The organism is Staphylococcus sp. MI 10-1553 (assembly GCF_010365305.1).
In the GTDB taxonomy this organism is placed as follows: domain Bacteria; phylum Bacillota; class Bacilli; order Staphylococcales; family Staphylococcaceae; genus Staphylococcus.
Map to the genome: position 1 here is coordinate 1,327,508 of NZ_CP048279.1, position 16,223 is coordinate 1,343,730.

The 16,223-nt window shown below is 37.8% G+C and carries 15 protein-coding genes; 14 read left to right on the forward strand and 1 reads right to left on the reverse strand.

Translation table 11 applies throughout. The features are described 5' to 3' along the window. Nucleotides 1–19: 19 nt before the first annotated feature. From GZH82_RS06170 to GZH82_RS06205, 8 genes are all read left to right on the forward strand, one after another. The gene (locus tag GZH82_RS06170; RefSeq protein WP_162681736.1) at nt 20–1,654 is read left to right on the forward strand and encodes a putative polysaccharide biosynthesis protein; all 1,635 of its coding nucleotides are present in this window, start codon (nt 20–22) and stop codon (nt 1,652–1,654) included. Further along, the gene (locus tag GZH82_RS06175) at nt 1,654–2,352 is read left to right on the forward strand and encodes a pseudouridine synthase (RefSeq protein ID WP_162681737.1); all 699 of its coding nucleotides are present in this window, start codon (nt 1,654–1,656) and stop codon (nt 2,350–2,352) included. Before GZH82_RS06170 ends, GZH82_RS06175 begins: the two co-directional genes overlap by 1 nt. Before the next feature lie 83 nt (nt 2,353–2,435). Continuing rightward, nucleotides 2,436–2,834, forward strand: coding sequence for a YtxH domain-containing protein (locus GZH82_RS06180; protein ID WP_162681738.1), 399 nt, complete (start codon nt 2,436–2,438; stop codon nt 2,832–2,834). A gap of 335 nt (nt 2,835–3,169) precedes the next feature. Continuing rightward, on the forward strand, nt 3,170–4,579 hold the full coding sequence (gene pepV, locus GZH82_RS06185; protein WP_162681739.1) for a dipeptidase PepV: 1,410 nt from the start codon (nt 3,170–3,172) through the stop codon (nt 4,577–4,579). 3 nt (nt 4,580–4,582) lie between these two features. Then, nucleotides 4,583–5,431 carry a D-amino-acid transaminase gene (gene dat / locus GZH82_RS06190; protein ID WP_162681740.1) on the forward strand — a complete coding sequence of 283 codons (849 nt, stop codon included), beginning with the start codon at nt 4,583–4,585 and terminating at the stop codon, nt 5,429–5,431. A 231-nt stretch (nt 5,432–5,662) separates the two neighbouring features. After that, nucleotides 5,663–6,454, forward strand: a complete 792-nt coding sequence (locus GZH82_RS06195; RefSeq protein WP_162681741.1) for a phosphotransferase family protein — start codon at nt 5,663–5,665, stop codon at nt 6,452–6,454. A 15-nt stretch (nt 6,455–6,469) separates the two neighbouring features. Beyond that, nucleotides 6,470–7,123 (forward strand): tRNA (guanosine(46)-N7)-methyltransferase TrmB, encoded by a 654-nt coding sequence (trmB, locus tag GZH82_RS06200; protein WP_162681742.1) that lies wholly within the window; start codon nt 6,470–6,472, stop codon nt 7,121–7,123. Between the two features lie 152 nt (nt 7,124–7,275). Beyond that, the gene (locus tag GZH82_RS06205; protein ID WP_162681743.1) at nt 7,276–8,109 is read left to right on the forward strand and encodes a YtnP family quorum-quenching lactonase; all 834 of its coding nucleotides are present in this window, start codon (nt 7,276–7,278) and stop codon (nt 8,107–8,109) included. A 66-nt stretch (nt 8,110–8,175) separates the two neighbouring features. Here the strand turns inward: GZH82_RS06205 and GZH82_RS06210 are convergent, their stop codons facing one another. Further along, nucleotides 8,176–8,493: a hypothetical protein gene (locus tag GZH82_RS06210; protein WP_015729333.1), complete on the reverse strand. Its 318-nt coding sequence runs from the start codon at nt 8,491–8,493 to the stop codon at nt 8,176–8,178. 86 nt (nt 8,494–8,579) lie between these two features. On the opposite strand from GZH82_RS06210, the gene GZH82_RS06215 reads away from it, so the two are divergent. From GZH82_RS06215 to murC, 6 genes are all read left to right on the forward strand, one after another. Continuing rightward, nucleotides 8,580–9,656, forward strand: coding sequence for a M42 family metallopeptidase (locus GZH82_RS06215; RefSeq protein ID WP_457853108.1), 1,077 nt, complete (start codon nt 8,580–8,582; stop codon nt 9,654–9,656). An 11-nt stretch (nt 9,657–9,667) separates the two neighbouring features. Beyond that, entirely contained in the window at nt 9,668–9,976 is a 309-nt protein-coding gene (locus GZH82_RS06220) for a thioredoxin family protein (protein WP_162681745.1), read from the forward strand. 92 nt (nt 9,977–10,068) lie between these two features. Then, nucleotides 10,069–10,935 carry a DUF1444 domain-containing protein gene (locus GZH82_RS06225; protein ID WP_162681746.1) on the forward strand — a complete coding sequence of 289 codons (867 nt, stop codon included), beginning with the start codon at nt 10,069–10,071 and terminating at the stop codon, nt 10,933–10,935. Nucleotides 10,936–10,940: 5 nt separating this feature from the next. Continuing rightward, the gene (ytpR, locus tag GZH82_RS06230; RefSeq protein ID WP_162681747.1) at nt 10,941–11,540 is read left to right on the forward strand and encodes a YtpR family tRNA-binding protein; all 600 of its coding nucleotides are present in this window, start codon (nt 10,941–10,943) and stop codon (nt 11,538–11,540) included. 19 nt (nt 11,541–11,559) lie between these two features. Continuing rightward, entirely contained in the window at nt 11,560–14,808 is a 3,249-nt protein-coding gene (locus GZH82_RS06235; RefSeq protein WP_162681748.1) for a DNA translocase FtsK, read from the forward strand. 28 nt (nt 14,809–14,836) lie between these two features. Beyond that, nucleotides 14,837–16,150 carry a UDP-N-acetylmuramate--L-alanine ligase gene (gene murC, locus GZH82_RS06240; protein ID WP_162681749.1) on the forward strand — a complete coding sequence of 438 codons (1,314 nt, stop codon included), beginning with the start codon at nt 14,837–14,839 and terminating at the stop codon, nt 16,148–16,150. Nucleotides 16,151–16,223: the final 73 nt, after the last annotated feature.

Below are 16,223 nucleotides of genomic sequence, written 5' to 3' on the forward strand. Positions count from 1 at the left end.
TAGAGTAGGTAGGTTATCTATGAGTGAAAACAAGGAATTAGTAAGGGGAACCTTTTTACTAACTTTAAGTATTTTAATTACAAAAGTTTTAGGAATTATTTACATTATTCCGTTTTACCAAATCATAGGAGGCGCAGATAATCTTGCACCTTTTAACTATGCTTATGGACCATACAATGTTGCGATAGCTGTTGCCACTGCGGGTGTGCCTCTTGCGGCGTCGAAATACGTTGCGAAATACAATACATTAGGCGCATATCGTGTTAGTCAAAAACTGTATAAATCAAGCTTTATCGTGATGAGTATCACAGGAATATTAGGCTTTGTCGTTTTATATCTCTTGTCTCCGATGATTGCGTCAGTAACGATTGCCCATAATATGGATAAAAATGCGGGTTGGACAGTCGATCAAATTACTGCCATCATTCGTACGATTAGCTTTGTTGTCATTTTTATCCCAGTGTTAGCAACTTGGCGAGGAGTGTTCCAAGGTTACAAATCGATGGGACCTACAGCCTTATCAGAAGTTACTGAACAAATTGGACGTATCATTTTCATTTTAGTCGGCAGCTATCTCGTATTAAATGTCTTTAATGGCTCTGTATTATTAGCGAATGGTATTGCGACGTTCGGTGCTGCAATTGGTGCGATTGCAGGTATCTTGACGCTTTGGTGGTATTGGATTAAGCGTCGTCGTGGCATACAGGAAATGGTTGCTCATGATATGACAGGGATTGATGTGTCATATTCGAAAATGTACAAAGAAATTCTCTCGTACAGTATTCCGTTCGTCATTGTAAGTCTTAACTTCCCACTGTTTATGATTGTGGACCAATTGACGCATAATAATGCATTATCTATAGTAGGTGTGGAAACAAGTTTACAAGGTACGTTCTTTACGATGCTCAATATGACAACGAACAAAATTGTTATGATTCCAACGTCTTTAGCGGCTGGATTTGCGATTAGTTTAATTCCATTTATCACTAAAACATACGAAAAGGGCGATTATGTTGAAATGCATCGTCAAATTCGCACGGCATTAGGTGTATTGATGTACATTACAGTGCCGGCAAGTTTAGGGATTATGGCATTAGCTGTTCCACTATATACGGTGTTTTATGAATACAGTATGGATGGTAGCCGTCTGTTGTTCTACTATGCACCTGTCGCTATTTTGATTTCACTATTGAGTGTAACGGCATCGATGTTACAAGGTATTGATAAGCAAAAATTAACAGTGTTCGTCATTGTCGGTTCAGTAGTGTTGAAATTAATTTTAAACATGCCTTTAATTATTATGTTTGAAACAGCTGGTGCGATTTTAAGTACAGCGATTGCATTAACTTTTGCGATTGTATGTAACTTTTTCATTCTTAAAAAATACGCACGCTTCAAATTTAACGAAACGATTATCGATGTATGTAAAATCTTATTATATAGCTTTATTATGATGATTTTTGTTGAAGTCATTTATTTTGGTTTGCAATTCGTGATTTCACCAGCAAGTCACGTCGGCGCATTGATCATTACAGTCATTTGTGCAATCGTGGGTGTCATTATTTATGCAGTATTAACAATGAAAACACGTTTGGCAGATAAGTTTTTAGGCGAGATTCCAAACAAAATTAGACGTAAAGTGAGCTTTTTATAATGCGTATTGATAAATTTTTAGCGCAAATGGGTGTCGGTACACGCACAGAAGTTAAAGCGCTGTTGAAAAAAGGTCGTGTATTGCATAATGGCGTGAAAATCAAATCTGCTAAAACACAAATTGATTCAGAGCATGATGTTGTCGAAGTGGATGGTCAATTTATTGCTTATGAACCGTTTGTGTATTTGATGATGAATAAACCGCAAAACTTCATATCTGCAACGGTGGATGATCAACATCAAACAGTGATTGATTTAATTGAAGACTACCAACATTTAGACTTATTTCCAGTTGGACGTCTTGATAAAGATACAGAAGGGCTTTTGTTAATTACGAATGATGGTCAATTTAACCATGAGTTGATGAGTCCGAATAAGCATGTGTCGAAAACGTATTGGGTTAAAGCGAAGTATGCATTAAAAGCAAGTGATCCAAAACGTTTTGAAGAAGGCATCACATTAAAAGAGGGGCAACTACAACCTGCACATCTTGAAATTTTGGATGAGCCAACGACTGCATTCGTCACGATTCAAGAAGGGAAGTATCATCAAGTGAAGCGGATGTTTCACGCGATTGATAATGATGTTGTCGCGCTAAAAAGAATGTCTATTGGTGCGCTTACGTTAGATTCATCGTTACAGCCAGGTGCTTATCGACCTTTAACAGAAGACGAGCTGAAATTGCTGAATTATCGTTAATTGTTCAAATATTTAAATGAAAAAGGTTTAACTTGTTCATCTGCCGGGTAACCTTACATTAAAAGTATTTGAGGTGATTAAAGATGGCAAAATCAGGAAAACTGTTTAAAGCGATTCTTGGTATTGGAGGTGCAGTGGCAGCCGTTGTACTTTCAAATAAACAAAACCGTGAAAACTTGAAGCAAGAATATCAAAAATATAAAGAAAATCCGGAAGACTACAAAAAACGCGCACAAGAAAAAGCAGCACAAGTGAGTGAGGCTGCAACGCAAGAGTTTAATAAAGTGAAAGAAGATCCAAAAGCTTATATTAACAAAGCGAAACAAGATCCGAAATCATTTATTAACGAGAAAAAAGAACGGTTATTGAACGGTGAACAACGTGATAACTTAGATGATAGAGAAGCGTTGTTTGATGATGAAGGCGGCGGAGATCCTTCACACAATTTACATGTTGTGCGTGATAATGAACCGAATAAGTAATCATTTTAAAACCAGACGTTAAGGTGTCATGCTGATGACCTTAGCATCTGGTTTTTAATTTGTGAGCGATTTTTTTACTTCATATGTCGCTGTAACGTATTTCTTCTTGCTGCATATTGACGTCTATCTCAACGTATCTATTAGGATTTTATCCATATGCTTGATGTTTTTTATGATAATATTAAAAGAATTTCCATGAGTTAATCGATATTTTAAAACGAAGGACAACATTTTGTTAGAAAGATTAAAAAAGTGTACAGAAATATTACTGTTGTTTAATGGATAATTCATGTAAAATAAGAAATACAATCATGAAAAAAAGGATGTTGATCAGCATGTGGAGAGAAAAAGTACAAGAATATGAAACGCAAATGATCGAAGACTTAAAAGGACTTTTAGCTATCAAATCAGTCCGCAATGATGCAGAAGCTACTGAAGACGCGCCAGTGGGTCCAGGTCCTAAGGCAGCACTTGAATATATGTATCAGTTAGCTGAGCGCGATGGATTTAATACATTTGATACTGATCATTTAGCTGGCCGTATCGAGATCGGTAAAGGTGAAAAACTTTTTGGTATTTTAGGTCATGTTGATGTTGTGCCAGCGGGTGATGGTTGGGATTCAGATCCATTTGACCCTGTTGAAACGGACGACCGTATTATTGCACGCGGAACATTGGATGACAAAGGACCTACAATCGCAGCTTATTATGCGGTAAAAATTCTTAATGATATGAATGTAGATTGGAAAAAGAGAATACATATTATTATCGGAACAGATGAAGAGTCTGAATGGAAATGTACAGAACGTTATTTCAAAACTGAAGAAATGCCGACGATTGGTATTGCACCTGATGCGGAATTCCCACTGATTCATGGTGAAAAAGGGATTACAACATTTACGATTAAACAGCAAACTTTAACGTTAGACGATGATGAACCTGAAATCGAATTGAAGCAGTTTGTTTCTGGTGAACGTTTCAACATGGTGCCAGACGTTGCCAATGCGGATATTTTAGTGAAAGAAAATATGACTGATACGATTCAACGTTTTGAAGCATTTTTATCAGAACATCAATTAGAAGGACAACACGAAATTGATAGTGGCATTTTGAAATTAACTGTTTTTGGTAAGGCTGTACATGGTATGGATCCATCTATTGGTGTGAATGCCGGTTTATTTTTAATTCATTTCTTAAACACGTTAAATTTAAATCAATCTGCACAATCATGGACAGCTTTTGGTGAAAAATACTTATTTGATTCTCACTTTGGCGAAAAAATGGGCATGAAATTCCATTCAGATTCGATGGGCGATGTAACGACAAATATCGGTGTTATTCGCTATGACATAGATGAAGGTGGTTCGTTCGGTATTAATTTACGTTATCCAGAAGGTTTTGATTTTGACCGCGCCATCAATGACTTTACTGCCGAAATTCAAGCATTAGGTTTTGACATTGAAGGCCTTAAAGTACAAACACCTCATTTTGTGAATCCTGAAGATCCATTTGTTCAAAAATTGTTAACAGCTTATCGCAACCAAACGGGAGATATGCGCCCATCATTTACGATTGGCGGAGGGACTTATGCCCGCAATTTAGACAAAGGTGTCGCGTTCGGTGCGATGTTTGAGGACTCTGAAGATTTAATGCACCAAAAAAATGAATACATCACGAAAAAACAACTATTTAACGCAACGAGCATCTATTTAGAAGCGATTTATGCGGTTTGTGTGGAGGGATAAATTATGACAAAAGTACTGATTAATGAAAGTTTTGTAGAAGAAAGCGAGGCAAAAGTCGCTTTTAATGACCGTGGATACAATTTTGGAGACGGTATTTATGAATATGTACGTATTTATGACAACAAGTTATTTACAGCTAAAGAACACTTCGAACGTTTATTACGCAGTGCGAACGAAATCGGTTTAGAATTGAATTACACAGTGGAATCATTGACGGAACTTGTCCGTGAACTCGCACAAGTGAACGATGTGATAAATGGTGGGGTATATATGCAAGTAACGCGTGGTGCTGCACCGCGTGACCATGCTTTTCCAACGCCATCAGTAGAACCTGTATTAACAGCTTTCGTGAAATCATACGATCGTCCGTTTAAAGCGCTTGAAGAGGGTGTGTCAGTCGTTACTACGGATGATATTCGTTGGTTGCGTTGCGATATTAAAAGTTTAAACTTATTAGGTAACGTATTAGCGAAAGAATATGCGACAAAATACAATGCGACTGAAGCGGTTCAACATCGTGATGGTACGGTGACAGAGGGTGCTTCAAGTAATGTTTATGCGATTAAAGATGGTGTCGTATACACACATCCAGCGAACAATTTAATTTTAAACGGGATTACACGTCAAGTGATTAAATGGATTTGTGATGATGAGCAAATTACATTTAAAGACGAAGCATTCTCATTAGCATTTTTGAAGGACGCTGATGAAGTGATCATTTCAAGTACGTCTGCCGAAGTAATGCCAGTCGTTAAAATCGATGGTGAACTGGTTAAGGACGGTAAAGTGGGGCCGATTACAAGACGTTTACAAGAAGGTTTTGAAAGATACATTCGTTCACATTCACACTAAATAGGGTGATTTGACAGTATTATGAAGAGTTTGTGAAACTTTCAAAACGGATAAAGGTAAAAAGTCACATTTTGTGTTTCATTTTTGGTTGAAAAAAAGGCTCAATAATTATAAAATCTTAAATGAGTGCAAAACATGAACGTGAATTTAAAATCATTGAAAAATGATTTAAATATGGCTCTTGAAAAAATTTCATGAGCCTTTTCTATTTGAAAGTGAGGTGAGCGAGTTGTGGAGCAGTTTTATCAGTTAGGATGGACGCTTGACTCGGCTGGTGGTGCATCTGGTGAAGCTTATATGGCTGAGCAAGATGGTCAAAAGTTGTTTTTGAAACGTAATTCCAATCCATTTATCGCTGCATTATCAGCAGAAGGCATCGTACCTAAGCTGGTTTGGACGAAACGTATCGAAACAGGCGAAGTTGTGACGGCCCAACATTGGAAAAATGGGCGTGAACTTGAATCGCAAGAAATGGCCCAAGATCGTGTGGCACATTTGTTGAAAAAAATTCATCAGTCAAAACCATTGTTAACGATGTTGAAGCGTATGGAGATGGCGCCTATCACCCCTGAAATTATGTTGCATAAAATTAATGCCTCATTGTCTCGTGATGTGTTGACGCATCATATCGTGAGAAAGGCTTTAACGTATCTTGAAGACCATATGCCGGAGTTTGATCCTCGTTTTTATACGGTTGTTCACGGTGATGTCAATCATAATAACTGGCTTTTATCAGATAAAGATGAACTCTTTCTTGTCGATTGGGAAGGCGCGATGATTGCTGACCCTGCCATTGACATCGGTATGCTGCTCTACAACTACGTGCCTGAAACGCAATGGTCGAGTTGGTTTGACACGTATGAAGTGAAAGAAACGATGAATTTAAAAAAACGTATGAAATGGTATACGGTGATTCAGTCTATTGGTATGATTCAGTGGAACGAAGAGCATAAACGTTATAAAGATATGAATACTTGGCTCAAATTCTTAAATGAAGTCATGAAGAGTAATGTATTTATTTAAGGAGTATGAATAATCATGAGAATGAGAAATAAACCGTGGGCTGAGTCTTACTTAACTGCGCATAACGATATTGTGGATTTAGAAGCAGTGCATGCCCATAAAGTGAGTGAATGGTTTGAACAACAACAGCCGATTCACATTGAAGTGGGATCTGGCATGGGTAAGTTTATTACGACGTTAGCTCAGCAAAATCCACATATTAATTATGTTGCCATTGAAAGAGATAAAAATGTGATGATTCGCGTGCTGGATAAAGTACGTGAACTCAACTTAACGAATATTAAATTATTATGTAACGATGCGGTCATTTTAACAGACTATTTTCGTCAAGGTGAAGTGGACCGAATTTATTTAAACTTTTCTGATCCATGGCCGAAAAAACGACATGCCAAACGTCGATTAACGTATCGGACTTTTTTAGCACTCTATCAACAAATCCTTCGTGAAGATGGCGAGCTTCATTTTAAAACAGATAATCGTGGCTTGTTCGCATACAGCCTTGAAAGTATGTCTCAATTTGGTATGTATTTTACAAAAATCAACTTGAATCTCCATCAAGAAGATGAAGGGAGTAATATTCCGACCGAGTATGAACATAAATTTTCTGAAAAAGGGTCACGTATTTATCGAATGGAAGCAAAATTTCATTCTAAACATACAACCGAATAAATTAAAAAGCAATGTGAGTGACTAAAAATCACACCCATTGCTTTTTTGTTGCACTTATTAATGTTAAATGAACACTTGAGTGCTCAGACTTGAAACGCTACTAAGCTTTCGTTGATAATGGAAATGCGTAAAATGAAATTGAGGTGTTCAACATGCAATTAGGCAAGTTTCAAATTGATTCATTAAACGGAGGATTTACACAGATGGACGGCGGGGCTATTTTTGGTGTCGTTCCTAAACCGTTATGGGAACGTCAATATCCAGTGAATGATAAGAACCAAGTCCCATTAACGACTTACCCCATACTCATTCGAACTGGAGATAAAAATATTTTAATCGATACAGGGATTGGCAATGGAAAATTAACCGAAAAGCAATTGCGAAATTACGGTGTACGATATGAATCGGACATTGATGCATCACTCGCACAATTCTCTCTAACACGTGAGGATATTGATATCGTGTTGATGACGCATATGCATTTTGATCATGCGACAGGTTTAACAGATGCGAATGGTCAAGCCCAATTTCCTAATGCGTGGCACTATGTTCAACAAGATGAATGGCATGAATTTATTGCCCCTAATATTCGGAGTCAAGCGACGTATTGGCCGATGAATAGAGGAACATATGAAGCAAAATTGATTCTGTTTGAAGATGACATAGAACCTTATCCAGGAATTAAAATGAAACATACAGGTGGCCATAGTTTCGGTCATGCAGTCATCGAGATTGAAAGTGAAGGCGAAAAGGCTGTGCATATGGCTGATATTTTAAGTACGACCGCACATCGCAATCCATTATGGGTATCTGCTTATGATGATTATCCTATGCAATCTATCCGTGAAAAAGAGCGACTCACACATTATTATGTCGCGCATCAATATTGGTTTTTGTTTTATCACGATGTCCAACATTTTGCGGCGAAATTGAGTCATGACTTAAAAAGTGTCGAAGCGTCTATTTTACGTGAGAATGTTGATTAAAAAGAAAGTGAACCAGCATACCACTGTAAATGTGGCTATGCTAGTTCACCTTTGAGATGAGCAACGTTAGATTTCTATAATATCAATGATTTGGCCATTATATGCATCTGCAATAAATTCATAGTTAAATGTTTTTCCGTGTCGCTCAGCAGTGATGCCGCCTTTATAAACCTCATATTCAATACCGAATTTACGATATGTCGTGGGTTCATACAAAATATAAGAACCTGTGACATGTCTGAAATAGCCCTTCACAGATTGGATGACTTTATCAGCTGATATGTATTTTTGTTTGTTCATATTCAGCACGTAAAAATAACTTCCTGCTAAAAGGCTAAGGATTAAAATGGGAATCAATAAAGGCCAGTTTTTTTTCGATATCATTTTCCACATCTCCTTGTTGAAGACTTAATTATAGTTTACCACAACAAAGATGATATACTAAGTAAAGAGAATAAAAATTCAGAGGAGTGTGTGTCATGTCGAATAATACAATAGATAAAATCAAAACATTAACGGAAATGCACGGTGCTCCTAACTTTGAGCATCATATCCGTGAATATATGAAGAAAATGATGGCACCTTACGTAGATGCGTTTGTAGATGATCGTATGGGTGGTTTTTATGGCGTGAAAAAAAGTGGTAAGCCGAATGCGAAACGTGTCATGGTCGCGGCACATATGGACGAAATCGGTTTTATGATTACTGAGGTGACACCACAAGGCTTCATCAAGTTTACTGCACTTGGTGGTGTCGCAAATGACATTTGGCAAGGTCAACGCTTAAAAATTATGACGCAACAAGACGAAGAAATCATCGGTGTCGTTGCGAATATCCCAAAACATTTTAGAAGTGGAAAGGAACAAGCACCTCGAATTGAAGACTTACTCCTCGATATTGGAGAAAGCGATGCTGACGCTGTATACAATAGAGGCATTCAAATTGGAGATGCGATTGTGCCTCATACAGAACTCTTACAATTATCAGAGTATCGATATGCCACAAAGGCTTGGGATAATCGTTATGGTTGTGTCATCGCGTTAGAGTTGTTAGAACAGTTAAAAGATGTGACATTAGACTTTGATTTGTACGTCGGTGCGAATGTTCAGGAAGAAGTCGGTCTCCGTGGCGCAGAAGCAGCAGCGCGTCTAGTGGATCCGGATGTGGCATTCGTTGTTGACTGCTCCCCTGCGAATGACATGAAAGGACGTCAAGGTTTATCCGGCGTGCTCGGAGAAGGGGCATTATTACGTATTAAAGATGGCACGATGTTGTTGAAACCGGCATTTAAAACATTTTTACTAGACGTTGCGTTACGTCATGGTGTCGCGTATCAACATTACATTTCACCGGGCGGTACTGATGGTGGTGCAATTCATAAAGCGAATATCGGTGTCCCTACAGCTGTCATCGGTGTATGCGCACGTTATATTCATAGCACTGATGCTGTATTTGATATTCGAGATTATCAAGCAGCCAAAACATGGTTAACGGCATCCATTCAAACATTAAATCTTGAAACGATAGAACAATTACAATATCAATAGGAGTGACGAAGATGATTCAATTAGAAAGCGAACAACAATTTAAAGACTTTGCCAACGACAATACTGTATTTTTATTTAGCGCAAATTGGTGTGGTGACTGTCGTGTCATTGAACCAGGATTGCCTGAGTTAGAAGAGAAATATGCACATTTTAAATTCGTGAAAGTCGACCGCGATGAATTTATTGATTTAGCGATTGAACACGATATTATGGGCATTCCAAGCTTCCTTGTATATCAAAATGGACAACAAGTCGGTTCATACATTGGTAAAGAAAGAAAAACAATTGAACAGATTGACGCATTCCTCAGTCAATTTTAATGAGATTTTAACCCTTAGGACATGGTTTTTTTCTAGTCCTAAGGGTATATTTATTGTAAACTAATATAAGGCGTGCAATTAGGAGTGAAAACATGAATGTCTTTAAAATGAGAGACTTAATCAAATCGCGATTAACACATTTAGACGTCGATTATCAATTTAATCGTGACGAAGAATCATTAAGAATTTATCGACAAGATAATCATAAAGGGATCACTGTTAAACTTTCGCCGGTTGTTGCAAAGTACAATAAAGGACAGGAAAATATTGTTGATGAGATTATTTATTATGTAGAAGAAACGATTCAACAAATGAAAGATGAATCACATAAGACATTAGATGAAATTCGTGTCATGCCTGTGATTCGTGCGACAAGTTTTGATCGACAGACGAAAGAGGGGAAGGCGTTTATTACTGAACCTCACACAGCTGAAACACGCGTGTATTATGCACTCGATCTTGGTAAATCATATCGTTTGATTGATGAAGATTTAATGCAGTCTTTAAATTTGTCCCAGCAACAGCTTAAAGAAATGGCGATGTTTAATGTTAGAAAATTAGAAAATTCATTTACGACTGATGAAGTCAAAGGGAACATTTTTTATTTCATTAATAAAAATGATGGCTATGATGCGAGTCGGATTATGAATGCGAAATTGTTAGCTGAATTTGAAGAACGGTGTGAAGGGGAAATGCTTGTTGCGGTCCCTCATCAAGATGTGTTGCTGATTGCAGATATTCGTAATAAAACAGGTTACGATATTATGGCGCATTTGACGATGGAATTTTTCGCACAAGGGCTTGTTCCGATTACTTCACTCTCTTTTGCTTATGAGAACGGTCATTTCGAACCGATATTTATTTTAGGTAAAAACAACAAGCAGAAACCTAATGAAAATCCAAACGTTGTCCATCATTTGCGAGCAACGAAAGATATTAACAATAATAATGAGGAGTAATGAAGATGAATTTGTTTTTTAATCCAACTGGTGTAGGAAATGTGGCATTTTTACAACTTGAACAAGGCGAAGGACCATTTGAGTATGAACGTCATGGTGATGTCATCGCTATTAAAAACAATCAAAAAATTGTAGGTTTTAATTTATTTGAAGCGACAAATCATTTAAATATTGATGGTGTCGGGCATATTAAATTAACGGAGACATTGCTTGCAGAGATTCAAAAAATGATTGATAACACCGACCTTGATTATCAAATTGAGGCAGACTTGTCACCAAAGTTTGTAGTAGGTTATGTTCAATCGAAAGAAAAACACCCAAATGCGGATAAATTAAGTATTGTTCAAGTAGATGTAGGCACTGAAACATTGCAAATCGTTTGCGGTGCACCTAATATTGATCAAGGTCAAAAGGTCGTTGTCGCAAAAGTTGGCGCGGTCATGCCAAGTGGTATGATCATTAAAGATGCAGAATTAAGAGGTGTCCCTTCAAGTGGGATGGTATGTTCAATGAAAGAGTTGAATTTACCGAATGCGCCACAAGAGAAAGGGATTATGGTATTAGATGATCATTATCGAGTAGGTCAACCATTTTTTGATGAATAGAGGAAGGTTGTGAAAATAAATGAGCTGGTTTGATCAATTATTTGGTGAGGATGATAAAGATCAATCGTCACAACGTTCAACACGAAGAAGAAAAAGTGAAGCATCTCGTGAACAGAAACACGCATCTTTTGTCCAACAAAGTCAAGATGTTTATCAACGACCTCGTGGAAAATTCCGGTTTCCAATTGAGATGCATGACGAAGAGATGGAACGTCAGCATCAACAGACAAATACGACTCAAGAACACGATGTGACAATGCATACACCATCACATCATCGTCGTCCTTCCTTTACTGTTGATCGTCAACATCGTAGACATCGGGGTGTGCAACAAGTGCATTACTATGAACAACAGCAAACATGTGATACAAGTCCAACGCATCGAAGTCATCATCAGAACGACTATACATTCAATGCGCAATCTTCACAGCGTTCAAAAAAAACAAAACGGAACAGTGATGATTTTGTCGTTAAGGCGAATTATCATCAAAAACCATTCCAAGCGAGTGAAGTACCGTCTGCCATTTTTGGTACGAAGCAACCGAAAAAAATTGAAAACAGTGGATTGAATCAACCACCAGGAGCACGTAAATCAAAGCATCAGACACAAAAAAGTGAACAGGCAGTACAACAATCAATATCAAAAGCTCGGTCAACAGCGTCGACACAAAACCAAACAACAGCACGTACTGGAAAATCCAAATCACCTTCACGTCGTCAAAATACGATTCATTTCGAAAACATTTATGCTTCTCAAATAGTTGAGGAGATACGTCGAGAACGTGAGAAGAAAATGTTACAGAAGAAAAACTTCAAAGAGGCGCTTAAAAAGAAACGAGAATCCTATGAACAACATGCGAATCCTGATATTCAAAAAGCGATTGACGAAATGTATTCTGCACAAGCACGTCAACTGCTAGGTGATCAATATGCTGAGTCCGCTGATGAAAAAATCTCTGAGGATACACACTACGGAGGGACATTAGGTGCAACGACTGAACAAAATGATGATGCCTCTACATTTGATCCCGGTTTTGAATATGAAGAGGTCGATTTATCGGAAGTGGTGTCAGAAAACGATGTTGACAGCAATATGTTGACAAATGAAGAGATTGCTGAAAATGGATTTGATATTGAAGAGGTGCCGCTTGACAATGTGTCTCAATCATCTCAAGAGGATGAGGTACAACAACATCATGATACCCATGAACAAGTAGCATCAGCTTCTAAACAAACGACAGAATACAATTCTGAAACTGACGCTTCGGATATTGAATTTGAAGTCGTTGAAGTTGAAAATGATGCATCACTTGATGAAATGGAGACTGACGAAACGGTTAGTGAACAGGTTGATAATGCAGATGATAGTGATTCAACGGGTGAAGTTGTACAAGATGATGACATAGACGAACAATTAGCACAACAAGCTGTTACAATGCCGAAACTTGAGCCTGAGTTGAAGCCAGAGTTTGTACCATCAGATGAAACATTTGAAAAAACTGATGAAAATGACGATAAACCTCAAGACGATGCGCTAAAAACTGAACAACCATCTGTGGAACTAAAACTGTCACAACAAATCGAACAACCAAAATCGTATAAACTGCCGATTCGAAAAGGAAGTAAACCATTTAACGTTGTCATGACACCTTCAGATAAAAAGAGATTAATGTCACGCCAACAACAGGCAAAAAAAGAGGAAACAATAGTTCAATCTTCACAAACCGCAACTGAGCAACCAGTGTGTCCTGAACAACCTGTTGAACAACAACAATCGTCACCTCAAACGGCAACTGAACATGTACATAGAGACACACAAACGGAAGCCAGTCAGCAGTCACAACCACAACAAGAAGTGAAAACTATTCGTCGTGGACCGAATTTGAAGTTGCCGAGTCTTGATTTACTTGAAGCACCTGAAGAACATGAACAAGATGAAAATTGGATTGCTGAGAAAAAAGAAGAACTCAATAACGCATTCTACTACTTTAATGTACCAGCAGAAGTCGTGAATGTTGTCGAGGGACCAAGTGTGACGCGTTTTGAATTGTCGGTGGAGCGTGGCGTTAAAGTTTCACGAATTACAGCATTACAAGACGATATTAAAATGGCACTTGCAGCAAAAGATATTCGTATAGAAGCCCCAATTCCTGGCACAAGTTTAGTCGGCATTGAAGTCCCTAACCCACAAACGGCGAAAGTCAATATAAGTTCTTTATTAAGTCATACGGCATTCAAAAATGCTGAATCCAAATTGACCGTAGCGATGGGGAATCGTATCAATAATGACCCATTGTTGATGGATATTGCGAAAACACCACATGCCTTAATTGCGGGTGCGACAGGCTCAGGTAAATCTGTGTCAATTAACAGTATTTTAATTTCATTATTGTATCGCAATCATCCAGAAGAGCTGAGACTTTTACTCATTGACCCTAAAATGGTAGAGCTTGCACCGTATAATGGCTTGCCACATTTAGTTGCACCTGTCATTACAGACGTAAAAGCTGCTACACAAAGTTTGAAATGGGCTGTCGATGAAATGGAACGTCGTTTTAAATTGTTTGCACATCATCACGTTCGAAACATTTCTGCCTTCAATAAAAAAGTAAGTTATGATCAACGTATACCTAAAATTGTCATCGTGATTGATGAATTGGCTGACTTGATGATGATGGCACCACAAGATGTTGAACAATCCATTGCACGATTAGCTCAAAAGGCACGTGCTTGTGGTATTCATATGCTTGTCGCGACACAACGTCCATCAGTGAACGTCATCACGGGATTAATTAAAGCAAATATTCCAACTCGTATTGCATTTATGGTATCATCTAGTGTGGACTCTAGAACAATACTGGATAGTGGCGGTGCTGAACGTTTACTTGGCTATGGCGATATGCTGTATTTAGGAAGTGGTATGAACAAACCTATCAGAGTACAAGGAACATTTGTGTCAGATGAAGAAATTGATCAAGTTGTTGAATTCATCCGTGCTCAACGCGAGCCAGAATACTTATTTCAAGAAAAAGAGTTGTTAGAAAAAAATGAGGCACCTAGCAGAGATGAACGCTTTGATGAAGTGTGCCAATTTATGGTGCGAGAACAACATATTTCAACGTCATTAATTCAACGCCATTTCCAAATCGGTTATAACCGTGCAGCACGCATTATTGATCAACTCGAACAATTAGGTTATATCTCAGGCGCAAATGGTTCTAAACCACGTGATGTTTATTTGACAGAGTCGGAATTAAGTGAGCTTTAATGGAAATAGAGAAAGGAGCGATGACACAATGACACGATACCATTTTGTTGGTATAAAAGGTGCTGGTATGAGCTCATTAGCACAGATTATTTATGATCTTGGTTATGAAGTTCAAGGATCAGACATCGACCAGTACGTTTTTACTGAAATTGCATTAAAAAATAAAGGCATTCAAATTTTACCTTTTGATGCGGACAATATTAAAGAAGGGCTAACGATCATTCAAGGTAATGCCTTCAAAGATACACATGAAGAAATCGCTCGCGCACATGAACACGGATTAAAAGTCATTCGCTATCATGATTTTTTAAGTGAAGTGATTAATGAATATGTTTCTGTGGCAGTAACAGGTGCCCATGGTAAAACTTCGACAACAGGGCTACTTTCTCATGTTATGAATGGGGATAAAAAGACATCCTTTTTAATTGGTGATGGGACTGGTATGGGCTTGCCACAAAGTGAATATTTTGCATTTGAAGCGTGTGAATATCGGCGTCACTTTTTAAGTTATTCACCAGATTACGCCATTATTACGAACATTGATTTCGATCATCCAGACTACTTTAAAGATGTAGATGATGTCATCAATGCATTCCAAGGCATGGCGAAAAATGTGAAAAAGGCGATTATTGCATGGGGCGATGATCCATACGTTAAAAATATCGAAGTAGATATTCCAGTGTATTACTATGGTTTTGATGCGTCGATGGATGTTTATGCGCAAAATATTGAAGTTACAGGCCGCGGTACAGAATTCGATGTGTATGTCAAAGGCGAATTCTATGGCCATTTTATTTCACCGCAATATGGCGATCACAATATTTTGAATGCATTAGCCGTATTAACGATTAGTTATCTTGAAAACTTAAATATTGATAACATTAAAGAAGCATTAATCACATTTGGTGGTGTGAAACGTCGCTTTAATGAAACATTTGCTCAAAATCAAGTGTTAGTTGATGATTATGCACACCATCCAAGGGAAATTAGTGCTACAATTGAGACAGCTAGAAAAAAATATCCAAATAAAGAAGTAGTGGCTATATTCCAGCCACATACTTTCTCTAGAACGAAAGCATTTTTACAAGAGTTTGCAGATGTGTTAAACCTTGCAGATCAAACGTATCTTTGTGATATATTTGGTTCCATTCGTGAAAATCAAGGCGAGTTATCTATTAATGATTTATTAAAATTAGTCGATGGCGCGTATTTGATTGATGAGGATAGCGTGGAACAACTGCAAAGGCACGACAACGCTGTACTTTTATTTATGGGTGCGGGAGATATTCAAAAAATTCTTAAAGCCTACATGGAAAAAATTGGCGTTGAACAGCAGTTTTAATGTTTGAGTTCGAATAGGTTGGGTATTTAATTAAAATAAATAGCATATCATTTTAAAGTCAATTAGGAGGCGT